Source organism: Gemmobacter aquatilis (genome assembly GCF_900110025.1).
GTDB classification, from domain to species: Bacteria; Pseudomonadota; Alphaproteobacteria; order Rhodobacterales; family Rhodobacteraceae; genus Gemmobacter; species Gemmobacter aquatilis.
Genome location: NZ_FOCE01000010.1, coordinates 59,135 through 83,329 on the forward strand (window position 1 = coordinate 59,135; position 24,195 = coordinate 83,329).

Annotated in this window: 26 protein-coding genes; 10 read left to right on the forward strand and 16 right to left on the reverse strand. The window is 64.4% G+C overall.

All coding sequences use genetic code 11. The features are described 5' to 3' along the window. Positions 1–28: 28 nt before the first annotated feature. The 6 genes from acpS to folK all read right to left on the reverse strand — a co-directional run bounded on the left by acpS (position 29) and on the right by folK (position 5,274). Positions 29–454: a holo-ACP synthase gene (gene acpS, locus BMX43_RS15485; RefSeq protein ID WP_091303016.1), complete on the reverse strand. Its 426-nt coding sequence runs from the start codon at positions 452–454 to the stop codon at positions 29–31. Between the two features lie 31 nt (positions 455–485). Beyond that, a complete protein-coding gene (locus tag BMX43_RS15490) occupies positions 486–1,232 on the reverse strand; it encodes a pyridoxine 5'-phosphate synthase (RefSeq protein ID WP_091303018.1) in 747 nt (248 codons plus the stop codon). Between the two features lie 28 nt (positions 1,233–1,260). Continuing rightward, positions 1,261–1,953, reverse strand: a complete 693-nt coding sequence (locus BMX43_RS15495) for a DUF2062 domain-containing protein (protein WP_091303020.1) — start codon at positions 1,951–1,953, stop codon at positions 1,261–1,263. A 21-nt stretch (positions 1,954–1,974) separates the two neighbouring features. Then, positions 1,975–4,092, reverse strand: coding sequence for a RelA/SpoT family protein (locus BMX43_RS15500; protein WP_091303022.1), 2,118 nt, complete (start codon positions 4,090–4,092; stop codon positions 1,975–1,977). 29 nt (positions 4,093–4,121) lie between these two features. Beyond that, positions 4,122–4,481: a DNA-directed RNA polymerase subunit omega gene (rpoZ, locus tag BMX43_RS15505; RefSeq protein ID WP_091303024.1), complete on the reverse strand. Its 360-nt coding sequence runs from the start codon at positions 4,479–4,481 to the stop codon at positions 4,122–4,124. A gap of 88 nt (positions 4,482–4,569) precedes the next feature. Further along, positions 4,570–5,274 (reverse strand): 2-amino-4-hydroxy-6-hydroxymethyldihydropteridine diphosphokinase, encoded by a 705-nt coding sequence (folK, locus tag BMX43_RS15510; RefSeq protein ID WP_091303025.1) that lies wholly within the window; start codon positions 5,272–5,274, stop codon positions 4,570–4,572. On the opposite strand from folK, the gene BMX43_RS15515 reads away from it, so the two are divergent. The 5 genes from BMX43_RS15515 (at position 5,275) to pheT (ending at position 10,572) form a co-directional block, all read left to right on the forward strand. Then, complete coding sequence (locus BMX43_RS15515; RefSeq protein WP_091303027.1) at positions 5,275–5,847, forward strand: LabA-like NYN domain-containing protein; 573 nt, start codon at positions 5,275–5,277, stop codon at positions 5,845–5,847. Between the two features lie 47 nt (positions 5,848–5,894). After that, positions 5,895–6,389 (forward strand): hypothetical protein, encoded by a 495-nt coding sequence (locus BMX43_RS15520; protein ID WP_091303030.1) that lies wholly within the window; start codon positions 5,895–5,897, stop codon positions 6,387–6,389. Beyond that, the gene (locus BMX43_RS15525; protein ID WP_091303032.1) at positions 6,386–6,829 is read left to right on the forward strand and encodes a YqaA family protein; all 444 of its coding nucleotides are present in this window, start codon (positions 6,386–6,388) and stop codon (positions 6,827–6,829) included. The genes BMX43_RS15520 and BMX43_RS15525 overlap by 4 nt, the downstream gene beginning before the upstream one ends. Before the next feature lie 44 nt (positions 6,830–6,873). Then, on the forward strand, positions 6,874–7,827 hold the full coding sequence (gene ispH, locus BMX43_RS15530; RefSeq protein ID WP_091303034.1) for a 4-hydroxy-3-methylbut-2-enyl diphosphate reductase: 954 nt from the start codon (positions 6,874–6,876) through the stop codon (positions 7,825–7,827). Positions 7,828–8,154: 327 nt separating this feature from the next. Continuing rightward, positions 8,155–10,572 (forward strand): phenylalanine--tRNA ligase subunit beta, encoded by a 2,418-nt coding sequence (pheT, locus tag BMX43_RS15535; protein ID WP_091303036.1) that lies wholly within the window; start codon positions 8,155–8,157, stop codon positions 10,570–10,572. 108 nt (positions 10,573–10,680) lie between these two features. Here the strand turns inward: pheT and BMX43_RS15540 are convergent, their stop codons facing one another. After that, entirely contained in the window at positions 10,681–11,334 is a 654-nt protein-coding gene (locus tag BMX43_RS15540) for a DUF1523 family protein (protein WP_091303038.1), read from the reverse strand. A gap of 14 nt (positions 11,335–11,348) precedes the next feature. Beyond that, complete coding sequence (locus BMX43_RS15545; protein WP_091303040.1) at positions 11,349–11,615, reverse strand: hypothetical protein; 267 nt, start codon at positions 11,613–11,615, stop codon at positions 11,349–11,351. A 198-nt stretch (positions 11,616–11,813) separates the two neighbouring features. Between BMX43_RS15545 and BMX43_RS15550 the strand changes: the two genes are divergently transcribed. Continuing rightward, the gene (locus tag BMX43_RS15550) at positions 11,814–13,109 is read left to right on the forward strand and encodes an acetylornithine deacetylase/succinyl-diaminopimelate desuccinylase family protein (protein ID WP_091303156.1); all 1,296 of its coding nucleotides are present in this window, start codon (positions 11,814–11,816) and stop codon (positions 13,107–13,109) included. Between the two features lie 68 nt (positions 13,110–13,177). Here the strand turns inward: BMX43_RS15550 and panC are convergent, their stop codons facing one another. Together panC and panB are read right to left on the reverse strand one after the other, a co-directional pair. Beyond that, positions 13,178–14,017 (reverse strand): pantoate--beta-alanine ligase, encoded by an 840-nt coding sequence (panC, locus tag BMX43_RS15555; protein WP_091303042.1) that lies wholly within the window; start codon positions 14,015–14,017, stop codon positions 13,178–13,180. Then, positions 14,014–14,853: a 3-methyl-2-oxobutanoate hydroxymethyltransferase gene (gene panB, locus BMX43_RS15560; RefSeq protein WP_091303044.1), complete on the reverse strand. Its 840-nt coding sequence runs from the start codon at positions 14,851–14,853 to the stop codon at positions 14,014–14,016. The genes panC and panB overlap by 4 nt, the downstream gene beginning before the upstream one ends. 163 nt (positions 14,854–15,016) lie before the next feature. Between panB and BMX43_RS15565 the strand changes: the two genes are divergently transcribed. Beyond that, on the forward strand, positions 15,017–15,358 hold the full coding sequence (locus BMX43_RS15565) for a cupin domain-containing protein (RefSeq protein ID WP_091303046.1): 342 nt from the start codon (positions 15,017–15,019) through the stop codon (positions 15,356–15,358). Between the two features lie 59 nt (positions 15,359–15,417). Here BMX43_RS15565 and BMX43_RS15570 read toward each other — a convergent pair whose 3' ends face one another. Next, positions 15,418–16,230 carry a L,D-transpeptidase gene (locus tag BMX43_RS15570; RefSeq protein ID WP_245749499.1) on the reverse strand — a complete coding sequence of 271 codons (813 nt, stop codon included), beginning with the start codon at positions 16,228–16,230 and terminating at the stop codon, positions 15,418–15,420. Between the two features lie 152 nt (positions 16,231–16,382). Next, a complete protein-coding gene (locus BMX43_RS15575) occupies positions 16,383–18,551 on the reverse strand; it encodes an esterase-like activity of phytase family protein (RefSeq protein WP_091303157.1) in 2,169 nt (722 codons plus the stop codon). A gap of 179 nt (positions 18,552–18,730) precedes the next feature. On the opposite strand from BMX43_RS15575, the gene BMX43_RS15580 reads away from it, so the two are divergent. Beyond that, positions 18,731–19,063, forward strand: a complete 333-nt coding sequence (locus BMX43_RS15580) for a GYD domain-containing protein (protein ID WP_091303050.1) — start codon at positions 18,731–18,733, stop codon at positions 19,061–19,063. Between the two features lie 35 nt (positions 19,064–19,098). Here BMX43_RS15580 and BMX43_RS15585 read toward each other — a convergent pair whose 3' ends face one another. Further along, entirely contained in the window at positions 19,099–20,304 is a 1,206-nt protein-coding gene (locus BMX43_RS15585; protein ID WP_091303052.1) for a M24 family metallopeptidase, read from the reverse strand. 331 nt (positions 20,305–20,635) lie between these two features. Between BMX43_RS15585 and BMX43_RS15590 the strand changes: the two genes are divergently transcribed. Beyond that, on the forward strand, positions 20,636–21,685 hold the full coding sequence (locus BMX43_RS15590; protein ID WP_091303054.1) for a Hint domain-containing protein: 1,050 nt from the start codon (positions 20,636–20,638) through the stop codon (positions 21,683–21,685). 74 nt (positions 21,686–21,759) lie between these two features. Continuing rightward, positions 21,760–22,761 carry a P1 family peptidase gene (locus BMX43_RS15595; RefSeq protein WP_091303058.1) on the forward strand — a complete coding sequence of 334 codons (1,002 nt, stop codon included), beginning with the start codon at positions 21,760–21,762 and terminating at the stop codon, positions 22,759–22,761. Between the two features lie 22 nt (positions 22,762–22,783). Here BMX43_RS15595 and BMX43_RS15600 read toward each other — a convergent pair whose 3' ends face one another. From BMX43_RS15600 to pgsA, 3 genes are read right to left on the reverse strand one after another with little or no spacing between them, the layout of a single operon-like run. Further along, positions 22,784–23,224, reverse strand: coding sequence for a molybdenum cofactor biosynthesis protein MoaE (locus BMX43_RS15600; protein ID WP_091303060.1), 441 nt, complete (start codon positions 23,222–23,224; stop codon positions 22,784–22,786). A 1-nt stretch (position 23,225) separates the two neighbouring features. Beyond that, on the reverse strand, positions 23,226–23,471 hold the full coding sequence (gene moaD, locus BMX43_RS15605) for a molybdopterin converting factor subunit 1 (protein ID WP_091303158.1): 246 nt from the start codon (positions 23,469–23,471) through the stop codon (positions 23,226–23,228). 5 nt (positions 23,472–23,476) lie between these two features. Next, positions 23,477–24,139, reverse strand: a complete 663-nt coding sequence (gene pgsA / locus BMX43_RS15610; protein WP_091303062.1) for a CDP-diacylglycerol--glycerol-3-phosphate 3-phosphatidyltransferase — start codon at positions 24,137–24,139, stop codon at positions 23,477–23,479. Positions 24,140–24,195 lie beyond the last annotated feature (56 nt).

Genomic DNA, 24,195 nt, shown 5'->3' on the forward strand with positions numbered 1-24,195 from the left:
CGCTTCATGCGCGCCAGAGGGGGCGGAGTCAAGTTTGCCCGGCTTGTGCCTGCAGCACGGGCCGGGCCTCGATCACCACAAAGGCTTGCGCCCAAGGGTGATCGTCGGTCAAAGTCAGATGCACGGTTGCGCTGTGGCCCGGCGGCGTCATTTCGGCCAGGCGTGTTGCCGCCCAGCCGGTCAGATGCATCACCGGCTGGCCGGTTTCCAGATTCGTGACCGCCATGTCGCGCCAGCTGATGCCCATGCGCAGCCCGGTGCCCAGGGCCTTGGAACAGGCTTCTTTCGCAGCCCAGCGTTTGGCATAGGTCGCGGCCACAGCACGGGGGCGGCTTTCGGCCTTGGCCTGCTCGCGGTCCGTAAAAACGCGGGTGCGAAATCGCTCACCATGGCGGGCAAGCGTCGCCTCGATCCGGTCGATATTGCACAGGTCCGATCCAATGCCGAGGATCATGCCTGCGCAGGCTCCGATACCATCACCAGCGTCACACCCGCGCCTCGTCCATACGCCGCCGCATTTTTTCGATGGCCGCTTCCAGCCCCAGGAAGATCGCCTCGCCGATCAGGAAATGGCCAATATTCAGCTCCATCACCTCGGGGATCGCGGCAATCGGGGCGACGTTTTCATAGGTCAACCCATGCCCGGCATGAACCTCCAGCCCCAGCGAGGCGGCCAGACGGGCCCCGTCGCGCAGGGCGGCAAGCTCCGCCTCGGCCTCGGCCAGGCGGCCTTCGGCATGAAGATCGGAATAATGGCCGGTATGCAGTTCCACCACCGCAGCGCCGATGCGAGCCGAAGCCTCGATCTGGCGGGCGTCATGCCCGATGAACATGCTGACCCGACACCCCGCATCCCGCAGAGGCGCGATGTAGGTGGCCAACCGGGCCTCATCACCGGCGACATCCAGCCCCCCCTCGGTCGTCCGCTCTTCGCGGCGTTCGGGCACAAGGCAGACGGCATGGGGTTTCAGCCGCAGCGCAAAGGCCTGCATTTCATCCGTGGCCGCACATTCAAAATTCAGCGGAATCCCCAACCCGACGGCCAGCGCCTCCATATCCGCATCGCGGATGTGGCGACGGTCTTCGCGCAGATGGGCGGTGATGCCATCGGCCCCCGCCGCCTCTGCCAGCAGCGCCGCGCGCAACGGGTCCGGCCAGGCCGAGCCGCGCGCGTTGCGCACCGTGGCCACATGGTCGATGTTCACGCCAAGCCGCAATTTGCCAGATGCCATATCGCTCTCCTTCCACGCCGCGCGCAGCTTACGGTGCGCCCGGTCCCTCGTCATCCCCGGTTTCGCGCGCTTTCGCTGCCGCCGCAACCGCCGCGATACGTGCTTTCAAGGCTTTGCGCTTTTCAGCCTTGTCGCGCAGCTTGCTGGTGCGCAGCTTCTGATAGGCGTGAACCAGCGGCAGTGACAGGTAATAGGCGACGAAGCTGAACAAGATCCCCGGCAGGATCGAGCCGATCAGGTAGGGCCAGTAAATGAACCAGAAAAAATCATTCAGCTTGTCCCAGCGCGTCGGATCGGAGGTGAAGATCGCGACGAAGTTTTCCCAAAGCTGACTGCTCGCATGGGTGAAGGCGGCGAAGACGAAGTTGAAATCCATCGGCGCTTCGATGCCCAGCATCCAATGGCCAAGCTTCAACGACCCCATGGCGATGAACGGTGTCGTCAGTGGATTGGACAGGAAAGTGGCCAGCAATGCCGCGATTATATTGCCGCGCAGCACCCAGGCTAGGCCCGCTGCCGACAGCATCTGCACCCCGAACAGTGGCGGGAAGTTGACGAACGTCCCCGCGAACACCCCGCGCGCGATGCGGTGGGGACGATCCGGCAGGCGCCGCATCCGGTGGATCACATACCGGATGGCGCGCCGGAATCCACCTTTTGGGTAGATGAAATCCCGCGCGATCTGCCAGTAGGACCGCTTGTCGCGCCGCTTGAATACCACGTCTCTCTTCCCTGCCCTTTGTCAGGGCCTTTTCCTGGCGGCGCGGTGCCGCGCGATCTGGGCCACGTCCGTCTCGGCTTCGAGCGCGGTCATCACCATATGCAGGTGCTCAAGGTCCCGCAATTCGACATCAATCACCAGTTTGTAAAAATCTGGCTTCCGATCGACGAAATGCAGGTCCGAGATATTGGCCTTCTGCTCGCCAATCAAGGTGCAGATCCGGCCTAACACGCCAGCGTCATTGGCGATGGTCAATTCGAGGCTGACGGTGTTCACTGCCGCATGGCGCCCGGCCTGCCAGCGCAGATCAACCCATCGTTCCGGCTGTTCTTCGTATTCCGCCAGTTCCGGGCAGTCGATGGCATGGACAACCACCCCTTGCCCGCGATGGGTGATGCCGACAATCCGTTCGCCCGGCACCGGCTGGCAGCAGGGGGCGCGGCGATAGCTTTGATCGTCGGCCAGGCCGATCAGCGGGCGGGTGGCGTCCACCTCGTTCGGGTTGGCCACCTGAAGCTCGGGATACAGCACCTCCAGCACCTTGCGCGCGGCCAGTTCAGCAGAGCCCAGTTTTTCCAGCAGTTCCTGCTCGTCCGGCAGGCCCATCATCTTGGCGGCGGTGCGCAGCGCCTTGTCGGTGGCCTTCTTGCCCGCGTGGTCAAAGGCGGCGCGGACGAGTTCCTGCCCCAGCTTGATGAACCGGCCCCGGTCTTCCTCGCGCAGCGACCGTCGGATCGCGGCCTTGGCGCGGCCGGTGGTCACGATGTCGATCCAGCTCGCTTGCGGGCGCTGGCCTTCGGCGGTCAGGATTTCAACACTTTGGCCGTTCTTCAGCCGGGTCCACAGCGGCACGCGGATGCCGTCCACCTTGGCCGACACGCAGGAATTGCCGATGCGGGTGTGGATCGCATAGGCGTAATCCAGTGGCGTGGCCCCGCGCGGCAGCTGGATCACATCGCCCTTGGGGGTGAAGCAGAATACCTGATCGGTATACATTTCCAGCTTCACGTTTTCCATGAAGTCGTCGTGGTCTTCCTCACCCAACCGTTCGGTCAGGCTGGCAACCCAACGGGCCGGATCGACAGCAAAGGGGTTCTGCGCGCGCACACCCTCGCGGTAGGACCAATGCGCGGCGACCCCCGATTCGTTGACCTCGTGCATCTGGCGGGTGCGGATCTGCACCTCCACCCGCTTGCCGTCACGCCCCGAAACCGTGGTGTGGATGGAACGGTAGCCGTTGGATTTCGGCTGGCTGATGTAATCCTTGAACCGCCCCGGCACCGCACGCCAGCGCTGATGGATCAGCCCCAGCACGCGGTAACAATCGGCTTCATTGAGGGTGATGACGCGAAAGCCGTAAATGTCGGACAGGCGCGAGAAGGCAAGATCCTTCTCCTGCATCTTGCGCCAGACGGAATAGGGCTTCTTGGCGCGCCCGAAGACATCGCCCTCGATCTGGGCCTTTTCCATCTCGTGGCGGATATCGGCGCTGATCTTGTGCACCACATCACCCGCCTCGCGCTGCAAGGTGATGAAGCGGCGGATGATCGAGTTGCGGGCATCGGGGTTGATGACGCGGAAGCTCAGGTCTTCCAGCTCCTCGCGCATCCATTGCATCCCCATGCGACCGGCCAGGGGGGCAAAGATCTCCATCGTCTCGCGGGCCTTCTGCGCCTGCTTTTCCGGGCGCATCGACTTGATGGTGCGCATGTTGTGCAGACGGTCGGCCAGTTTCACAAGGATCACCCGCAGGTCGCGCGACATGGCGACGAACAACTTGCGGAAGTTCTCGGCATCCTTGGACTGGGTGGAGGACAGCTGAAGATTGGTCAGCTTGGTCACGCCGTCCACCATTTCGGCGATTTCATGGCCGAACAGGCGTTCGACCTCGGCATAGGTGGATTTCGTGTCTTCGATCGTGTCGTGCAGCAGCGCGGTCACGATCGTCGCGTCATCCAGCCGCTGTTCGGTCAGAATCGCGGCCACGGCGACAGGATGTGTGAAATAGGGCTCGCCCGACTTGCGGAACTGCCCTTCATGCATCTGCTTGCCATAGGCATAAGCCGACCGGATCAGATCGGCATTGGTGCGCGGATTGTAATTGCGGACGAGGGCGATCAGGTCTTCAACGTCGATCATCCCCGCCCGATCCTTGCACTGTCAGCGGCTCAGTTGCCGCCCTGCGCTTCCATCAGGGCGCGCAGCAGTTTTTCTTCCGACATGTCGTCCTGAGCCGGACGATCCACCATGTCACCATTGCCCATCAGCAGCGCCATCTGATCGTCTTCCGGCTCATCCACCTCGATCTGGGTCTGATAGCTTTCGATCATCCGTTCGCGCAGCGAATCGGTATTCTGGGTTTCTTCGGCGATTTCGCGCAGGGCGACCACCGGGTTCTTGTCATTGTCCCGATCAATGGTCAGCAGCGAGCCCGACGCGATTTCGCGCGCACGATGGGCTGCAAGCATCACCAGCTCGAAACGGTTGGGGACCTTGTCAACACAATCTTCGACCGTCACGCGGGCCATGGGGTACTCCGTTGCGGATTGGGGGCATGGAAGGCGCTTCTTATGCCGATCAAAGGCTCTTGACAAGCGGCTCTGTGGCAAACAGCGCTCAAAGCGGCGTGACCTCGGCGCGCAGCTTCGGCGGAAGGGCCTCCAGCATCTCGCGCACGGTGCGGCCCAGCAGCGGATGGCGCCAGTCCGGCGCCACATCGGCCAAGGGCACCAGCACGAAAGCCCTGTCCTGCAAGCGCGGATGCGGCAGGATCAGCCGGTCGGGCGCCTCGGTCGCCTGCTGGTCGGGGGGCAATGCCCGCCAGCGTGCCTGTTCCGCCGCATCGGGCAGAATTTGGTCGCCGATCGCCAGCAGATCGAGATCCAGCGTGCGCATCCCCCAACGCCGCACCCGCTCGCGCCCGAATCGCAGCTCTACCCGGTGCAGCGCCTCCAGCACCGCCTGCGGTGACTGCCCGCCGCTCACGATCCGCGCCGCCACATTCACATAATCGGGACCGGCCCCTGGCGGAAAGCAGGGGGTCGCATAAATCGGACTCATGGCCGTAACCGGTAGCCCTTCGTCCGCCAGCGCGCCCAGTGCGGCGACCAGCGTTTCCGCCGGAGGTTGCGCATCAAATGGCAGGTTTGCGCCTAGGGCGATCAACGCCTCGTTTGCAGGAAAGGTTGGCAATGATAGTCTCTTAAGTATGGCTTGCGCGAGGCGCAGGCGGATTGGTATCCAGCTTTGTTTCGTTCCCTCCCTATCGCGTCCACCACTCGCGCGGGGAAAGGTTCGGGCGCATTTTGAGGGGAAAGACATATGTTTTACAAGGACGAACGGCTTGCGCTGTTCATAGACGGGTCAAACCTTTACGCGGCTGCAAAGGCGCTGGGGTTCGACATCGACTACAAGCTGCTGCGGCAGGAGTTCATGCGCCGGGGCAAGCTGCTGCGCGCGTTCTACTACACGGCCCTGCTTGAAAACGACGACTACTCGCCCATCCGCCCGCTGGTGGACTGGCTGCATTACAATGGCTTCACCATGGTGACCAAGCCCGCCAAAGAATACACCGACAGCCAGGGGAGGCGGAAGGTGAAGGGCAATATGGACATCGAGTTGACGGTCAACGCGATGGAGCTTGCACCGCGGGTCGATCACATCGTGCTGTTCTCGGGTGATGGCGACTTCAAACCGCTGGTCGAAAGCCTGCAGCGCCAAGGGGTTCGGGTGTCTGTCGTCTCGACCATCCGCAGCCAGCCGCCGATGATCGCCGATGAATTGCGCCGTCAGGCCGACAACTTCATCGAGCTGGACGAGCTGCGCGAAGTGATCGGTCGCCCGCCGCGCGAACCGCGGGTGGAGCGCGAGGATATTGCCATCGAGGCCAAGTGAGCGGACTGGCGGGGCGATCTGCCAGTCCGGCTGATCCGCAGGCGCCCTTGCGGTGCCTGCGATACGAGATCGGGCAAGGGGATGCCCTGATCTGGCAGCGCCAGCCGCGAGAGCTTCGCGGCTGGCGTTACTTTGCCTTGTTCGCCACGCCGGTGGCCTGTGGCATGGCCTATGCGGCAACCGAGGAATTTCTTGCCCTGGGCGCGCGGCTGACAGCGGCAGCGGGTGCAGGGATTGCGGTTTTCCTGCTGGCGCAGGTGCTGTTCCAACTGGCGGACCGTCGCGCGGCGCGGCGACAGGTTCCGACGCAGCAAGAGGCCACGCTGGAAATCTGGGGCGATCACCTGTGCGAAACGCGCGGCGGCATCACGCGGAATTTCACGCCCGAACTGAACCGGCAGGTCGTGCTGACACCCCACCATCTGTTCATCGAGGATGCGGGCGGGTTGCTGATCCTGCCGCTGACCGCCTTTGAGGATCGGCCCGACATGGAGCGCTTTGCGGCACATTGGGACGGGCTGGCGCGGGACGCGCAGCCGTGATTGCCGAAGTCTCGGTTCTTGGCCTCGCCTTGGCGGCGTTTCTGGCGGCCACACCCTTGCCGCTACAATCGGAGCCGGTATTCGTGGCCTTACAGGTGGCCGAACAAGCCCCGCTCTGGCTGCTGATCGCGGTGGCGGGGCTGGCGAATACGGCTGGGTCGGTCGTCACCTGGGCGCTGGGGCGTGGCGCGCGGCGGCTGGAGGGGCGCTTTGCTCTGGCCGAGGCGCAACTGGCGCGCGCCGAAGCGTGGTTCACCCGCTGGGGGCGGCTGACGCTGCTGCTGGCCTGGGCGCCACTGGGCGATGTGATCTGCTTCATCGCGGGCGGGATGCGCGTGCCGCTGTGGCAATTCGCGCTGATCGTCGGCTTCGCCAAGACCGCGCGTTATGGCGTGCTGGCAGCGATCACCGCCGGGGTGATCGGCTGGGGCTGGACCTGAGCGCGCAGAGCGCTTACCTCGGAGACAACCGAACGAGGCCCGCCATGACCGAGAAACCCGCCCTCACCCTGTATCTTGCCGCGCCCCGCGGCTTTTGCGCCGGTGTGGACCGGGCGATAAAGATCGTGGAGATCGCGCTGCAGAAATGGGGCGCGCCGGTCTATGTCCGGCACGAGATCGTGCATAACAAATATGTGGTGGACGGGCTCAAGGCGCTTGGCGCCGTGTTCGTCGAGGAACTGGACGAAGTGCCGGATGACCGCCCGGTGATCTTTTCCGCCCATGGCGTGCCCAAGGCCATCCCGGCCGAGGCGGCGCGGCGCGAGATGATCTATGTCGATGCCACCTGCCCGCTGGTCAGCAAGGTGCATATCGAGGCGGAACGCCACCACGAGGCCGGGTTGCAGATGGTGATGATCGGCCACGCCGGCCACCCCGAAACCATCGGCACCATGGGGCAACTGCCCCCCGGTGAAGTGCTGCTGGTGGAAACGGTCGAGGATGTGGCGCGCGTGGCGCCGCGCGATCCGCAAAAGCTGGCCTTCATCACCCAGACCACCCTGTCGGTTGATGATACCGTCGCGATTGTGGCAGCACTTCAGGCGCGGTTTCCGGCGATCATCGGGCCGCACAAGGAAGACATCTGCTATGCCACCACCAACCGGCAGGCCAGCGTCAAGGCCATCGCGGGCAAGATCGATGCGCTGCTGGTGATCGGCGCCCCGAATTCGTCAAATTCGCGGCGGCTGGTCGAGGTTGGACGGGCGGCGGGTTGCAACTATTCGCAACTGGTGCAGCGCGCCAGCGAGATCGACTGGCGCGCGCTTCAGGGCATCCGCTCTGTCGGCATCAGCGCCGGGGCCAGTGCCCCCGAAGTGCTGGTGAACGAGGTGCTGGATGCCTTCCGCGACCGTTATGAAACAACGGTGGAACTGGTTGAAACGGCAAAGGAATCGGTCGAATTCAAGGTGCCGCGCATCCTGCGCGCGGCAGACTGAGCCTGCCTTCAGGTATAGGCGGCAGCGTGCAGCACCATCAACAACAGGCTAAGCCCCATCATCAGCGAAAGCCGGACCGGATGGGCGGCAGGACGATCCTGCGGAATTTGAAGACAGATCTGCACAATACCCTCTTGCACCAATTTGGCCCCCGCCTTTCATATTGATACCACAATTTCACCACAAATGTTAAAAGACGGCAGGCCTCATCGGGAACAACCCGTTTCCCCAGCGGAAACCCAGCCGCGCCCCGCTCTTTTCCTTTTCGCGCTGATGCGCTAAGGCCAAGGCGCTGTTGTCCGAAGAATTGCCCCGGGGGGCCCTGCCATGAAATTTACCCTGTCCTGGTTGAAGGATCATCTCGAAACAAGCGCCACGCTGGACGAGATCCTGTATGCGCTGACCGATCTCGGCCACGAGGTCGAGGAGGTGGAGAACCCCGAGGACAAGCTGGGCGCCTTCCGCATCTGCCGCGTGATCGAGGCGGTGCAGCACCCCAATGCCGACCGGCTGCGCGTCTGCCGTGTGGCCACCTGGCCGAACGGGCCGGAGGGCGCGATGGAAGAGGTGCAGGTGGTCTGCGGCGCGCCCAATGCGCGCACCGGGCTGGTGGGCGTGTTCGCCCCCACCGGCACCCATGTGCCGGGCACCGGTGTGGACCTGAAGCCGGGCAATATTCGCGGCGTCGATTCCAACGGGATGCTGTGTTCGGAACGCGAGCTGGAGCTTTCGGACGATCACAACGGCATCATCGACCTGCCGGAAGATGCGCCGGTGGGGGTGCGTTTCATCGACTATCGCGGCGTCAATGATCCGATGATCTATGTGAAGATCACACCGAACCGCCCCGACGGGCTGGGCGTGCGCGGTCTGGCGCGCGATCTGGCAGCGCGGGGCCTTGGCACGTTGAAGGCGCTGGACATCCCGCAGATCGAGGCGAAATTCGCCGCACCGATCAAGGTGGTGATTGCCGACGAGTTGAAGGCCAAGGGCTGCCCGGTTTTCGCTGGGCGGGTGATCCGCGGCGTGAAGAACGGCCCCTCGCCGGACTGGCTGGCCGCGCGGTTGAAGGCCATCGGCCTGCGCCCGATATCGACGCTGGTCGATATCACCAACTATTTCACCTTCGGGCTGAACCGCCCGCTGCATGTGTTCGACATGGCCAAGGTGCGGGGCGATCTGCGCATCCATCCCGCGCAAGGCGGCGAGGAACTGCTGGCGCTGGACGGCAAGACCTATGCGCTGCACCCCGGCATGATGGTGATTTCCGACGATCAGGGGCCGGAAAGCCTTGCCGGGATCATGGGGGGCGAGCTTTCGGGCTGTTCTGACGCGACCACCGATGTCTTTCTGGAAAGCGCCTTCTGGGATCCGATCACCATCGCTACCACCGGCCGGGCGCTGCGGATCAATTCGGATGCGCGCTATCGGTTTGAACGCGGTGTGGACCCGGCTTTCACCCTGCCGGGGCTGGACCTTGCCACCGCCATGGTGATCGACCTGTGCGGCGGCGAGCCGTCCGATCTGGTGATCGACGGCGCCGTGCCCGATACCGCACGCAGCTATCCGTTCGATCCGGCCCGTGTCGTTTCGCTGGTCGGGATGGAGATTGCCGAGGCCGATCAGCGTGCGACGCTGGCCGCCCTGGGCTTCACGCTGACAGGCGATCAGGCGGCCCCGCCCAGCTGGCGCCCCGATGTGCAGGGCGCCGCCGATCTGGTGGAGGAAGTGGCCCGCGTCGCCTCGCTGACCAAGCTGGTCGGCAAGCCGATGACCCGCGCCCTGCCCGGCGTGCCGAAACCGATCCTGACGCCCTTGCAGCAGCGCGAGAAGGCCGCACGGCGGCAGATCGCGGCGCTGGGGTACAATGAATGTGTGACCTACAGCTTCATCGACCAGACGGCGGCAGCACTGTTCGGCGGCGGCACGGATGCCGTGCGGGTGGACAACCCGATCTCGTCGGAAATGACCCACCTGCGCCCCGACCTGCTGCCCGGCCTGCTGCGGGCGGCGGCGCGCAATCAGGCACGCGGCTTCATGGATCTGGCGCTGTTCGAGGTTGGCCCGGTTTTTGCGGGCGGCGAGCCCGGTGAACAGGCGCTGCAGGCGACCGGCCTGTTGATCGGTGCCGCAGCGCCGCGCGATCCCTATGGCTCGCGCCGCCCGGTGGATGTGTTCGACGCCAAGGCCGATGCCGAGGCGGTGCTGGCGGCACTGGGCGCACCGGCCAAGGTGCAAGTCTCGCGCAAAGTGGCAGGCTGGTGGCATCCCGGCCGGTCGGGCGTGATCGGGCTGGGGCCGAATGTGCTGGCCGCTTTCGGTGAGGTGCATCCCCGCGTGCTGGCCGCGCTGGACGTGAAGGGCCCGGCAGTCGCCTTCACCGTGCAGGTGGCCAATGTGCCGATGCCCAAGGCGAAAACGCCGACGAAACCGGCGCTGGCGATCTCGGACCTGCAGGCGGTGGAGCGTGATTTCGCCTTCGTGGTAGACATGGGGGTCGAGGCGCTGACGCTGGTCAATGCCGCACAGGGCTCGGACAAGGCGCTGATCGAAAGCGTGCGCGTGTTTGATCAGTTCACCGGCGAGAAGGCCGAGGCGCAGATGGGGGCAGGCAAGAAATCCATCGCCTTCACCGTGCGCCTGCAACCGCAGGACAAGACCCTGACCGAAAAGGACATCGAGGCCGTATCGGCCAAAATCGTCGAAAAGGTCAGCAAGGCCACCGGCGGCACGCTGCGCGGCTGAGCGCGCGATATGAGTATTTGAGCCAGGGTGAAAGCACGATCAGTTCGGCCTTCATCCTGGCAAAAATACTCATCTTTGCGACGGCGGGGTCAAGGGCCTCGCCTCTGCTCAACGGCGCGAAAACAGCCGAGACCACAGCCCCCGTGCACGGGCTTTCGCCTGATCAGCCCGCGCATCTACCGCATCCAGCCTGTTGTTCAAATCATCCATCGCGGGTTCGATCATCCGTTCCTTGAACTGCTGCCACATGCGCCACAGCATCCCCAACCCCGCCGCCAGCAGCACCAGAACCACGATATTCACCCATGGGACCAGCCGCACATCCGGCCCCGCCACTGCGCGCACCTTTACCGCGTTAGGATAGATCGACAGGATCGAGAGCCGCCAGCCATAATGGGTAACCGCCACCCATTGCGGATTGTCCTTGCCGCTTTCAAGGTTCGTTGCCTCGGCCTGCAGGTTGGAACTGTCATATTTGAAGTAAGGCGGCCAGATCCAGCCGGTATCCTCGTTGCGGTAAACCATCACGTCGCCATCGGGAAACACCGCCTCGATGAAGCGGATGTCGCGTTTCTCGGTCGTGGCGGTGGTCGTACCACTGTCGGGCGAGGCGTAGAACATGCCATTGGCGCCGATCTCGGTCAGCCGGTTATAGGTGCCGGTGATCCGCACGATATCGCGCTGCGGCAGGGTGTAATGCAGGAAGGCCACCACAAGCAGCAGCAGCGCAAGGCCGATCCCGCGTTTGATCCAGGTCCACATGCGGCAGTCACTCCTCAGTCGTAATTCACGGAATAGATAATCGCGGCGATGGCCAGCAGTGGCAGGACATAAACCAGCCAGACCAGCCTCAGCCGCAGGCTGCGCCCATAGTCTGCCATCCCTGCCTTGATATAGGCATCGCGGTCGCCCGGCACATCCCCTGCATCGAAGCGTTTCTCCAGCTTTTCCCGATGGGTGGAGCGGAAATAGACCCGCAGCATCCAATAAATCACCGAGAGCAGGATGAAGGCGATGGCCCAGGCACGGAGAATGGCGAACATGCGGGGCTCCTCAGGAGGCTCGTTCGGGCACAGCATAGCCGGGATGCGGCGATGGGGCCAGTGGGTGGCGGAGCCGCCTCTCTCCCCCTCACCCTGCCCTCTCCCCCAAGGGGAGAGGGAGGCGTTGCGCGGGATGGGTGGGAGAGCGCCGTGCCCGAGAGGGATTGTCTCGGCGCGTGCGGGCGCTAGGCTATGGCCATGGATCTGACAGACCGCCTGAGCGCCGAAATCCGCAGCCGCCGCGAGAGCCTGATTGCGCTCACGCAGGATCTGATCCGCATCCCGACGCTCAACCCGCCGGGGCTGCATTACCGCGAGATCTGCGACTACCTGTCGGACCGGCTGTCGGCGCAGGGGTTCGTGACCGCGCTGGTGCGGGCCGAGGGCGCGCCGGGCGACAGCGAGGCCCATCCGCGCTGGAATCTGGTGGCGCGGCGCGAGGGGGCCGCGCCCGGCGACTGCGTGCATTTCAACAGCCATCACGATGTGGTGGAGGTCGGCCATGGCTGGACGCGCGACCCGTTCGGCGGCGCATTGGAGGACGATGGGCAGAATGGGGGCCGCATCTATGGCCGGGGCGCCTGCGACATGAAGGGCGGGCTGGCGGCCTCGATCATCGCGGCCGAGGCGTTTCTGGCGGTATGCCCGGCGTTTCGCGGCGCCATCGAGATTTCGGCCACGGCAGACGAGGAGTCGGGTGGCTTTGGCGGCGTGGCCTATCTGGCGCAACAGGGCTGGTTCGACCCGGACCGGGTGCAGCATGTCATCATCCCCGAACCGTTGCACAAGGACCGCATCTGTCTGGGCCATCGCGGCGTCTGGTGGGCCGAGGTGGAGACGAAGGGGCGCATCGCCCATGGATCCATGCCGTTTCTGGGCGACAGTGCCATCCGCCACATGGGCGCGGTGCTGGAAGAGGTGGAGCACAGCCTTTACCCGCTGCTGGCCACCAAACGCACCGCCATGCCGGTGGTGCCCGAAGGCGCGCGGCAATCGACGCTGAACATCAACTCGATCCATGGCGGTGAGGCGGAACCCGAGCCGGGCTATACCGGCCTGCCCGCCCCCTGCGTGGCGGATCGCTGCCGCATCATTCTGGACCGGCGTTTCCTGATCGAAGAGGATATTGCCGAGGTGAAGGCCGAGGTGACGGGTTTGCTGGACGGGTTGAAGGTGCGGCGGGCCGGGTTCGACTATGACATCCGAGATCTGTTCGAAGTGCAGCCGGTGATGACCGACCGCGAGGCACCAGTGGTGCGATCCACCGCAGCGGCGATCGAGCGGGTGCTGGGGCGGGTGGCAGATTATGTGGTGAGCCCGGGCACCTATGACCAGAAGCATATCGACCGGATCGGGCGGCTGAAGAATTGCATCGCCTATGGGCCGGGACTGCTGCATCTGGCGCATCAGCCGGATGAATGGGTCGGCGTGCAGGATATGGAGGACAGCGCGCTGGTCATGGCGTTGGTGCTGGCGGATTTACTGGCGGCGTGAGGGGCGGCCCCCCCGGGGGGCTCGCCCCCCGGACCCCCGAGAGTATTTGGGCCAGGATGAAGGGGGCTTCAGACCGGGATATTGTCGATCAGGCGCACACCGCCGATCCAGGCGGCGGCCAGCAGGCGGGCGGGGGCGTCGAGCACCTCCATCGGGTCCAGCATGGCGGCGGTGCGCAGGTCGATATATTCGACCTCGGTAAACCCGGCGAGGCGCAGGTCTTCGCGCGCCTGGCCCAGGACCGCAGCGGGGGCGCCGCCGTCGCGCAGCGCCGTCGCCGCGCGGGTCATCACCTTGTACAGCGCTGGCGCCTGCGCCCGCGACAGCGGATCGAGCCGCACATTGCGCGACGACATGGCCAGCCCGTCATGTTCGCGGATCGTCTCGCAGCCCACCACCTCGACCGGCAGGTTGAGATCGGCGACCATGCGTTTGACGACCTGAAGCTGCTGCCAGTCCTTCTGGCCGAAATAGGCGCGGTCGGCCTGGGTCATGCCGAACAGCTTGGCCACCACGGTCGCCACGCCATCGAAATGGCCGGGGCGCATCGCGCCTTCCATCGGGGCCGTGATGCCGGAGACCGAGACCTTGCTGGCAAAGCCCTTGGGATAGACCTCGTCGGGCAGCGGCGCGAACAGCAGGTCCACGCCTTCGGCGGCGAGCATCGCGGCATCGTGGTCTTCGGTGCGCGGATATTTCGCCAGATCATCGGGGTTGTTGAACTGCATCGGGTTGACGAAGATCGTGACGATCACCCGGTCGCAGCCACGTTTGGCGGCGCGCACCAGGCTCATATGGCCTTCATGCAGCGCACCCATGGTCGGCACTACGCCGACCTGCCGCCCATCCGCCTTCCAGCCACGCACCCGGGTGCGCAATTCGCCTACGGTCCTGAGGATCTGCATCAGTTTTTCGTTCCCTTCGGGGGCAGCACATCGGCAAAGGCATGTTCCGGCGCCGGGAAGGCGCGGGCGCGCACATCGGCGGCATAGGCGGCAATCGCCTCGTCTGCCGTGCGGCCCAGTTCGGCATAGCGTTTCACGAATTTCGGGCGGAAATCGGTGAACAGGCCCAGCATGTCATCGACCACCAGCACCTGCCCGTCGCACCGCACACCCGCACCGATGCCGATGGTCGGAATGGCGAGCGCTTGCGTGATGCGGGCGGCGAGCCCTTCGGGCACCTTTTCCAGCACCACGGCGAAGGCACCGGCAGCGGCCACCGCCTCGGCATCGGCCATGACCTTTTCCGCCTCGCCATCGCGGCCGACCACCTTGTAGCCGCCCAGCGTGTTCACCGATTGCGGGGTCAGGCCGATATGCGCCATCACCGGCACGCCGCGTTTGGTCAGAAATGCAATGGTTTCGGCCATATGGGTGCCGCCTTCCAGCTTGACCGCCGGGGCGCCGGTTTCGGCCATCAGCCGGGCCGCGTTGCGATAGGCCTGTTGCGGGCCTTCCTCATACGAGCCGAAGGGCATGTCGATCACCGGCATGGATTTCTGGCAGCCGCGAACCACGGCGCGCCCGTGCAGGATCATCATTTCCATCGTGACGCCGATGGTCGAGGGCAGGCCGTGCAGCACCATGCCCAGCGAATCCCCCACCAGCGCCACATCGCAATGCGCATCGACGATGCGCGCCATGGGCGTGGTATAGGCGGTCAGCACCACGAGGGGCGTGCCGCCCTTGCGGGCCAGAATATCGGCGGGCAACACCGGGCGGACAGGGCTTGACGCGCTCATGTCTCTCTTGCTCTCCCTCAAGAGGAATGGTTGCTGACTGTATAGCGGTGCCCCCCATGCCGCGCCAGCGCAAAGCGCCCGGAGAACGGGGGGTGGATCTGGCTTGACCCGGCATGGGCAGAGGGGGCCAATACCGCCGCAACAAACACCAAAGGACAGGCCAATGACCCTGCTTCACCGCATCGACCGCAGCGCGATCATCCCCGAGGAAGCGCGCCCTGCCCCGGAAATCGTGCTGGACGGAGACCCGGTGCACACCACATGGAACATGGAGGACCGTGACGGGCTGTATTGCGGCATGTGGCAATCGACGCCGGGCAAATGGCGCGTGTCCTATGCGGAGTGGGAATATGTCTATATCCACGAAGGTGTTTCGGTGCTGACCGATGCGGCGGGCACGGCCACCATGCTGAAGGCGGGCGACAGCTGGATCATCCGCCCCGGATTCGAGGGCACCTGGGAGGTGATCGAGACCACGCTGAAGGATTATGTGATCCTGTCCTGAACGGCAGACATGCAAACGGCCCCGGACGACGCCGGGGCCGTTTGCACAGGTGTGCCGGGTCAGCCTTGCTGATCGACGCCCAGTTGCTGCTTTGCGGCCTCTTCTTCGGCCCGAAGCTGGGCTTCCAGCTTGGCTTCGTTGATGGCACGTTTCGCGGCGATCTCTTCCAGACGGGTTTCATCATAGGGGATCAGCAAGCCCCATTCGTCTTCCATCAACCGGCCTTCCAGCCGGACCGATTCCTCTTCGGTGCGGACGCGGACATGGGTGCCCAGCGTCACACGCTCATACAGATCCATCGCATCCTGATTGAACAGGCGGATGCAGCCCGCCGAGGTCGCCCGCCCGATGGAACGGTTGTCGATCGTGCCGTGGATGCGGAAATAGGTGTCGCGCCCGTTGCGATAGAGATAGAGCGCGCGCGATCCAAGCGGGTTTTCAAGCCCGCCCGGCAAGCCCCCGGCATAGGCAGCATACATATCGGGCATGGTGCGGATCATGTTGGCGGTCGGCTGCCAGCTGGGCCATTTTTCTTTGCGGCTGACCACGGCACTGCCCCGGAAACCCAGCCCGGCCCGGCCCACGGCGATGGAGTAGCGCATCGCGCGCCCGCCTTCGAGCACATAGTAAAGCTTCCGGGCAAAGGGATCGACCACAATGCTACCGGGACGGTCGGGCTCTGTATAGGCGACCTCTTCACGCGGCGGAGAGCCGATGAACTGGCGCGGCTGAACCGCCGGAATCAGGAAACCGCCATCCTCGACGGCCTCATAGCCGGGCGGCACTGCAGCAGGCGGCGCATCCACCTTTGCAGGGGCACCACAGGCGGCAAGAACCAGAAAGGCAAGGCAGGCAGAAATGCGGGTCAATATTGGCGTCACGGTGCTCTCGAAACCCTGATGATTTTGCATGACTAGAGCGTCATGCCGGGCCTGCAGGTCAACCCCCTTGTCACAGCCGGGCAAACAAAATCCCCCGGCATGGCTGCCGGGGGACATATTTCCGTCGTCTAGAGCGAAGGCCGTCAGTTCACCGCGCCGATGGACCAGAACAGCGTTTCGCCCGAACTGTCGTCGGTGCCGTCATTGTCGGTTACCACCCAGCCCTGACCGGCGGCGTCGATGGTAAAACCTTCGACCTTGTCCACGGTATAGCCGTTCAGCACCGCCAGATCGGGCAGCAGATCGCGGACGATTTCCTTCTTCACCACCGGCAATGCTTCGCCCAGCGGCGCGGGCTTCAGATCCGCCAGCGCGACGCGGGTGATCTGCTTGACCTTGGCGGCGGCGCCGATGCCATTGTCCCGCTCGATGAAATAGGCCCAGTCGCCGGTGATCTGCATTTCGGACAGGCCCATCCAGCCGCCTTCTGCCGCAGCCTCCAGCGGGTAATGCACGGCACCCCAGCTTTCGGCCTCGGTATCATAGGCCAGCAGTTTGACCATGCCCTTCGGATCGTCCTTCCATTCACGCTGCATGGCAAGCCAGAGCGTCTTGCCCTGCACCGCGATGCCTTCGGCGCCGTAACGGGTCTGCACGCCCAGCAGTTCTTCCGGCAGGGCGATTTCTTCATCAATCGCGCCTTCGGCATCGACATGGTAGATCGCGTGCGGGATCAGCTTGTCGGCCCGGCCTTCCGAAGCCAGCCAGAAGCCGCCTTCGCCATCGGGGGCGATGCCTTCCAGATCCAGCTTCTGCGCCGCGTCGCCACCACGGGTGACCGTCAGGGCGGCGGTGATGCGGGCCGGGGTCTGCGTCGCGTCGAGGGTGTAGATGGTCGGGGCGCCGCCATACACACTGTCCGACACCGCGAACAGCTTGCCCGGAGTCGCCGGATCGGCGGCAAGGCCCGACAGGGCGCCCCAGCCGATCAGTTCGGCGCTGCCTTCCGAGGTGATCATCGGATAGGCCGCTTTGCCCTCGGCCCGTTCATAGATCATCACATGGGCGCGCACGCCGCCATCTTCGACCAGATCCACCTCGTTGGCCGTGGCGAACAGGTTGCGCGACGGGATCGCCACCATGCCTTCGGGGCTGATACCCGAGGGCAGAAGCTGGGTCAGCACCGGCTTGGCAAGGTCGGTCATGTCATAGACACCGATGACCGACGCGCGTTCCGAGGCGACGAAGCCCATGGGCGTATCGCCAAAGGTGGCAAACTCCACCGATTCCAGTTCGGCGCCCTTCTTGTTGCGATGGTCGGGGTAATGGCCGAGGGCGGCAATTGCCCGTTCCAGCGCCGCGCCATCTTCATAGGCAACCGAGCCGTCGCGGTTGAACACGGTCCAGCCGCGCGCGCCGCCCTTCCAGTCGCCCTCGTTGGCGACGGCGATGTGATCCGCGTCGATCCACTTCACCCCGTCCGGCTCGCGCAACGCGCCCTCTTTCTTGCCGGTGAAACGCAGGGCGCCGTCTTTCTTGGTGTCGATCCCGTCCAGATCCACCGCGCCCGCGCTGAAATGGCTGGCCACCTTGCCATCGGCGCCGATGATGACGATGTGGTTATTCTCCTGCAAGGTCACCACGATCTCGCCCGCGTCGTTCACGTCGATGAACTCCGGCTCCGGGTCTTCGGCGCCAATTTCGGCAAGGCCGGTCACTTCGATCTTCTGCAGGCCCGCGCAATCCACCGCGCCATCCACAACCGGCAGCTTGACCACATAGCCGGCAGGCATCTGCGGCAGATCACCGTCATTCACCTCTTCGTCGCGCTCGTTCTCGATCGCTACGGCAAGGAAGCTGCCGTCCTTGGCGCGGGCCACCGAATCCGGCTGGCCGCCCAGATCACATTCGGCCACGATCTTGCGGTCGGCCAGATCCACCGTCACCAGCTTGCCCGACGGCGCGGTGAAGCTTTCCGAGGTGTTCACGCCGACGAACACCTTGCCGCCGATGTCCTTTGCCGTGGTCGGCTCGCCGCCCATGGCGATATTGCCCATGGCTTTGGGGGCTTTGGGGTCGGTGATGTCGATCAGGCCGATCACGCCCAGCGGGCTGTCGGTATAGATCAGCGTCATGCCGTCTTCGCTGGCGGTGATGATCTCGGCGCTGGTCGGGCGGGCCTGATCTTCGCCTTCGGCCATGTTCAGCGGCGTGGCAAAGCTGGCAATGCGATTGAAGCTGGTCTCGGCGGCCACCGGCATGGCGGCGGCGAGGGCGAGAAGCGAGGTCATTCCGGCAAGACGCGGAAACATGCGGCACATCCTTCTGTCTGGGTCCGGGTGACGCATGGCCCCCGCGCGCAACAGGTGCATGACAGCGGGATGAAACTTCTGCGGCGACGGCGCGGCAAATGTGCTAGCCTGACTTCACTCGGGTCCGGTGCCCGAGGCAGCCCGCCCGGGACCGGTCGAGGAAGGTCTGGGAGGACGGAATGGCCAAGTTCATCGTGACCGGCTGCTACACCCCGGCAGCCATGAAGGGGATGCTTGCGCATCCCAGCGATCGGGAAGCCGCTACGCGGGCGCTGATCGAGTCGTCGGGCGGCAAGCTGTCGCTGTATCTGCTGACCACCGGAGAAAGCGATTTCCTGATGGTGGTGGAAACGGACGACATCCGAAAAGTTCTGCCCGCGCTGATCGTGGCCAGTGCTGCGGGCGCCGCCACCGGGTTTCGCACCGTGCAGGCCTTTACCGCGCAAGAATTTCAGGCCGCACAGGTCGCCGCCGGGGATCTGGCGCTGCGGTATACCCCCCCGGCCCGCTAAGGTGATGCCCCCGGCAGAGCCGGGGGCGCCATCGGTCAGCCCACCACGTTGAATTCGGGGCCGAACGGATATTTGGTAATATCCTCGTTGCCGTTCTCGGTGATGAACAGGATGTCATGCTCGCGGTAGCCCCCCGCCCCCGGCTGGCCTTCGGGGATGGTCAGCATCGGTTCCATCGAAATCACCATGCCCGGTTCCAGCACGGTGTCGATGTCTTCACGCAGTTCCAGACCGGCCTCGCGGCCGTAGTAATGCGACAGCACGCCAAAGCTGTGGCCATAGCCGAAGGTGCGGTATTGCAGCAGTTGGCGTTCCTCGAAGAAGGCGTTGATCTTCGCCGTCACCTCGGCGCAGGAGGCGCCGGGTTTCAGCAGGCTGATGCCATACTCATGGGCGGCGACATTGGCCTCCCAGATCTTCAGCGACGCGGCATCGACCTCTTTCACGAACAGCGTGCGTTCCAGCGCGGTGTAATAGCCTGAAATCATCGGGAAGGTATTGAGGCTGAGGATGTCGCCGCGCCGCAACTGCCGCGCCGTCACCGGGTTATGTGCGCCATCGGTATTGATGCCCGACTGGAACCAGACCCATGTATCCCGGTATTCGGCATCCGGGAAGCGTTTGGCGATTTCCAGTTCCATCGCATCGCGGCCGGCCATGGCGATGTCGATCTCGCGCGCGCCTTCGCGGATCGCCTCGCGAATGGCAAAGCCCCCCACATCGGCCACGGCAGCACCGGCGCGGATCAGGTCAAGCTCGGCCTGCGATTTGCTCATCCGCTGCTGCATGGTGGCCTGCGCGATATCCACCCCGCGCGACGGTTTCAGGAAGGCATTCAGCTTTTCGCTTTGCACCAGCGTCAAGTGATCCGCCTCGCAGCCGATCACCTTGCCAGTGCCGGTGACCGAGGCAATGGCCCGCCAGTAATTGTCGCGCTGCCAGTCGGTATAGGTGATGTTGTCACCATGGCAGCGCCGCCACGGCTGAGCGGCGTCGATGCCCGCGCTGATCGTCACGCTGTCGCTGGCGGTGACCACAAGGCCATAGGGCCGCCCGAACGAGCAATAGAGGAAGCCCGAGTAATAGGCGATGTTGTGCATCGAGGTGAAGACGCAGGCGTCGATCCCCTGATCGGCCATGATCGCGCGCAGCTCGGTCAGGCGCGCATCATATTCCGAAGCAGCAAAGGGCAGAACCCGGTCACCTTGGTGAAAGCGGTAGAATTGCGGACGTTCCGTCATGTCAGACCTCAGGATAGGGGTCCAACGTGCACGGCAGCGAGACCCCGAAAGATCCCGGCGTGCAGGACTGTGGCAGGTTTCCCTGCAAGCGGCGGGGGATAACCCCTGCGGCGACGCCATCGCCACGGCTCAGCCTGACTGTGGCAGAAATGCTCCGGAAATGCAAGAGGCACACCATCGGACCGATGCCAAAACCCTGTGCCGGAAGCCGCATTTTAGCCATGGACGGGCCATGCCAAGGGACCATTTCCGAAGAACAAATCAACTCAGACGGTAACTGGTTCGATATCCTTTCCGAGTATCCCATCTCCATGGACAAGGATGCACGTCGATGGCCGACTATGCGGTTCAAGGCTATGTCTACAATGGTTCTCTGCTGGCGGCGAACCTGCTGTCGCAGCAGACAACACTGCTGCTGTCCTCTTTCAGCGGCGCCTATAGTTGCACCATTTCGGACGACAGCGATCAGCTGACCATCGGCGAGCAGATCCAGATCAATGGCAATGACTTCGTGATGGTCGCCTCGGGCACGGCACAGCCGGGGGTGAACCTGCTGGGCCTGACCATTCCAACCGGACTGCCGCGCGATCTGGTGGTGCTGCAATCCATGTCCACCGGTCAGCTGCATTTTGTCTTCCCCGATGGGGTGCCCAATGCCACGGGCATGATCGCCATGGTGATCGACCTTGAAGCGGTGGGATACGATCTGATCAGCAAAGGCCCGCTTTGCTTTGCGGTGGGCACGCTCATTGCGACAACCGCCGGGCCGCGCCGGGTCGAAGATCTCTGCGCAGGGTGCACGTTGGTCTGCCCTGATCGCGGCGCGGCGCGGGTGAAGGCTGTTCTGCAGGTGCCGCCGGCCCCTGGACCTTTGGCACGCAACATGGCGGTGTGCATTCACGCCGGGGCGCTTGACAACGGCCTGCCCCATCACGACCTGCGCCTTTCACGACAACATCGCATCGCCGTTTCGGGCGCCGGGCTGGAGCTGATGTTCGGCCTGTCCCAAGCCCTGATCCCTGCCGCCGCCCTAGTGGATTTCGACCGTGTGACCTATGTGCAGCCGCGCGAAACCCCGGGTTATGTGCATCTGTTATGTGAGCAGCACAGCATTGTTCTGGCTGAAGGGGTCGCTGCGGAAACGCTGTTGTGGTCCGACTTGGCGCAGGACCATTTCGGTGCAGCCGAGGTCGCCGCGCTGCACAGCCGCCATCCCGAGCTTGCGGCCCAAGATGCCCATCCATGCCTGCCTCAATTGAGCATGACCGATGCCCGGATCCTGACCCGCGCCGCCCGCAACCAATCCGGTTTTGCGATCTCGATCGGCGATCCCTGCGCTTTCACCCCTGACGAACCCCGACAGATATACGCGCAGCGGTGACCCTCCACTTTCCACCTTGCGGTGAGCCTGTGGCTGGCTCAGCCTTGCCTGCAAATCAGGCAAGGAGAGGTGCCATGCGGCCGGGCGTACGCAATCTGATCACCGATGTGGCGGGGCTGCGGGTCGGCCACGCTGAAGATGCACGGCTGCGCAGCGGTTGCACGGTGCTGCTGGGCGATGTGCCGTTCACGGCGGCAGTCAGTGTGATGGGCGGGGCCCCCGGCACGCGAGAGACGGATCTTCTGGCACCAGACCGGCTGGTGCAGCAGGTGGATGCGCTGGTGCTTTCGGGCGGGTCGGCCTTCGGGCTGGATGCCGCATCCGGGGTGGCCGACGGCCTGCGCGCACTCGGGCGCGGCTTTGCGGTCGGGCCGCAGCGGGTGCCCATCGTGCCGGGCGCCATCCTGTTCGACCTGTTGAACGGCGGCGAGAAGGATTGGGAGGAGAATCCTTACAAACCACTGGGGCAACAGGCGTTGCAGGCGGCTGCGGTGGATTTCCGGTTGGGCACGGCGGGTGCGGGCTATGGCGCGGCGACCGGCTGGCTGAAGGGCGGGCTCGGTTCCGTCTCTTGCGTGCTGGACAGCGGCATTACCGTCGGCGCGTTGGTGGCGGTGAATGCGCTGGGGTCGGTGACGGTGGGCGACGGGCCGGAATTCTGGGCCGCCCCATGGGAGCTGGCGGGCGAGTTCGGCGGGCTGGGCCTGCCGCGCACCTTCCCCGCCGGGGCCGAAGTGCTGCCGACGAAACGGCAGGGCGAGGCCACCACCATCGCCATCGTCGCCACCGATGCGCGGCTGACCCAGGCCGAGGCGCAGCGCGTGGCAGTGGCGGCCCATGACGGCATGGCGCGGGCCATCGTGCCCTCGCATACGCTGTTCGACGGTGATCTGGTCTTTGCCGCTGCAACCGGCGCGCGGGATATGGCTGAACCGCTGCGCGACCTGTACCAGATCGGCCATGCGGCGGCCTGCTGTCTGGCCCGCGCCATTGCACGCGGCGTGTATACAGCGCAGACCCTGCCCGGCGATCTGCAACCGAGTTGGGCGGCGCGGTTTGCCCGGCAGAGGCGATAATGCGAAAGCGCGGGGGCGGCGCCTACCAGCGGGTCAGCGCTGCCTCGTCACTGTCTTTTGCGGCCACCCATTCCGTCCCGTCCGCGCCGATTTCCTTCTTCCAGAACGGCGCGCGGGATTTGAGGTAATCCATCAGAAACTCTGCCGCAGCGAAGGCATCGGCCCGGTGTATGGCGGCGGTGGCCACCATCATGATCGGCTCATCCGGCCCCAACCGCCCATGGCGATGGATCACCATCGCATCGGCCAGCGACCAGCGCGCCTTCGCCTCTTCCATGATCGCCGCAATGGCGCGTTCGGTCATGCCAGGATAATGCTCGATTTCCATCGCCGACAGTCTGCCACCATTGTCGCGCACCAGCCCGATGAAGGTGACCACGGCCCCTGCCCCGGCCAACCCGGCAATGAAGCCTTCGGTCTCGCGGCCAATGTCAAAGCGATCTTCCTGCACCACAAGCTGCATTTCAGCCCCCGGTCATCGGTGGGAAAAACGCCACCTCGCGCACCCCGGCCAAGGGCGCCGCGAAATCCGCAAGCTCCTGATCCAGCGCCACGCGCAGGGCGGGCAGATCGGCGAAGGCATAGGCATACCGTTCTTCCCGCGCGCAAAGCTCGGCAATCAGATCAGCCACGGTTTCGGCCTGCGTCTCCACCTTCTCGCGCGGCAGGCCGATGCGTTCGCGGACCCAGGCGAAATAGAGCACGTCGATCTTCATCACTTGTCCCGCAGGAAAGGCAGGGCCTTGCGGAAGTAATCCCAGCCGGTGAGGAAGGTCAGTATGGCCGCGATCCAGATCAGCACCAAGCCGATATTGGTCGCAAAGGCCGCGCAATCGCGGTTGCCACAGGTGCGGATCGGATCGGCCACGCCCGCCTCGACCGCGGCGGCATATTGTTCGGGCGTCATGCCGCGCAGCGCGATGCCCTCCAGATATTCCAGCCCGGTGCCCAGAAACAGGACGGCAATCGCCACCATCTGGGCGGTGGTCTTCCACTTGGCCAGCTTCGTCACCTTCAGCAACCCAGCGGTATTGCCCAGAAATTCGCGCAGGCCAGACACGAAAACCTCGCGGAACAGGATCAGCGTCGCGGGCAGGATCAGCCAGGGATTCATGCCGGAATAGCCGGTGATCACCATGATCGCGATGACCACCATCGCCTTGTCAGCGATCGGATCCAGCATGGTGCCGAATTTCGATTCCTGCTTCCACAGCCGCGCAAGATAGCCATCGAACCAATCTGTCACCGCTGCGGTGATGAACAGCGACAGCGCAAACCAGTCGGCATAGGGGCGGCGGAAATACAGGAACATCACCGCCACGCCGGGCGCAGCAAGCAGACGCAGGATCGTCAGGAGGTTCGGAATGTTCCAGTTCATGGGGTAATTCGTATCCGATGGGCGTCACGGGGGGAAGAGGGCCGAAGCCTTTACAC

What these genes read in the sequence shown, in the direction of transcription:
- BMX43_RS15590 (WP_091303054.1), top strand. Translation starts at nt 20,636, where the DNA reads ATGGCCGACTATGCGGTTCAAGGCTATGTCTACAATGGTTCTCTGCTG.
- folK (WP_091303025.1), bottom strand. Translation starts at nt 5,274, where the DNA reads ATGTCTTTCCCCTCAAAATGCGCCCGAACCTTTCCCCGCGCGAGTGGT.
- BMX43_RS15585 (WP_091303052.1), bottom strand. Translation starts at nt 20,304, where the DNA reads ATGACGGAACGTCCGCAATTCTACCGCTTTCACCAAGGTGACCGGGTT.
- BMX43_RS15550 (WP_091303156.1), top strand. Translation starts at nt 11,814, where the DNA reads ATGGATCTGACAGACCGCCTGAGCGCCGAAATCCGCAGCCGCCGCGAG.
- BMX43_RS15580 (WP_091303050.1), top strand. Translation starts at nt 18,731, where the DNA reads ATGGCCAAGTTCATCGTGACCGGCTGCTACACCCCGGCAGCCATGAAG.
- BMX43_RS15500 (WP_091303022.1), bottom strand. Translation starts at nt 4,092, where the DNA reads ATGATCGACGTTGAAGACCTGATCGCCCTCGTCCGCAATTACAATCCG.
- BMX43_RS15575 (WP_091303157.1), bottom strand. Translation starts at nt 18,551, where the DNA reads ATGTTTCCGCGTCTTGCCGGAATGACCTCGCTTCTCGCCCTCGCCGCC.
- BMX43_RS15490 (WP_091303018.1), bottom strand. Translation starts at nt 1,232, where the DNA reads ATGGCATCTGGCAAATTGCGGCTTGGCGTGAACATCGACCATGTGGCC.
- pheT (WP_091303036.1), top strand. Translation starts at nt 8,155, where the DNA reads ATGAAATTTACCCTGTCCTGGTTGAAGGATCATCTCGAAACAAGCGCC.
- BMX43_RS15540 (WP_091303038.1), bottom strand. Translation starts at nt 11,334, where the DNA reads ATGTGGACCTGGATCAAACGCGGGATCGGCCTTGCGCTGCTGCTGCTT.
- ispH (WP_091303034.1), top strand. Translation starts at nt 6,874, where the DNA reads ATGACCGAGAAACCCGCCCTCACCCTGTATCTTGCCGCGCCCCGCGGC.
- rpoZ (WP_091303024.1), bottom strand. Translation starts at nt 4,481, where the DNA reads ATGGCCCGCGTGACGGTCGAAGATTGTGTTGACAAGGTCCCCAACCGT.
- panB (WP_091303044.1), bottom strand. Translation starts at nt 14,853, where the DNA reads ATGAGCGCGTCAAGCCCTGTCCGCCCGGTGTTGCCCGCCGATATTCTG.
- BMX43_RS15595 (WP_091303058.1), top strand. Translation starts at nt 21,760, where the DNA reads ATGCGGCCGGGCGTACGCAATCTGATCACCGATGTGGCGGGGCTGCGG.
- BMX43_RS15565 (WP_091303046.1), top strand. Translation starts at nt 15,017, where the DNA reads ATGACCCTGCTTCACCGCATCGACCGCAGCGCGATCATCCCCGAGGAA.
- acpS (WP_091303016.1), bottom strand. Translation starts at nt 454, where the DNA reads ATGATCCTCGGCATTGGATCGGACCTGTGCAATATCGACCGGATCGAG.
- BMX43_RS15515 (WP_091303027.1), top strand. Translation starts at nt 5,275, where the DNA reads ATGTTTTACAAGGACGAACGGCTTGCGCTGTTCATAGACGGGTCAAAC.
- BMX43_RS15600 (WP_091303060.1), bottom strand. Translation starts at nt 23,224, where the DNA reads ATGCAGCTTGTGGTGCAGGAAGATCGCTTTGACATTGGCCGCGAGACC.
- pgsA (WP_091303062.1), bottom strand. Translation starts at nt 24,139, where the DNA reads ATGAACTGGAACATTCCGAACCTCCTGACGATCCTGCGTCTGCTTGCT.
- BMX43_RS15545 (WP_091303040.1), bottom strand. Translation starts at nt 11,615, where the DNA reads ATGTTCGCCATTCTCCGTGCCTGGGCCATCGCCTTCATCCTGCTCTCG.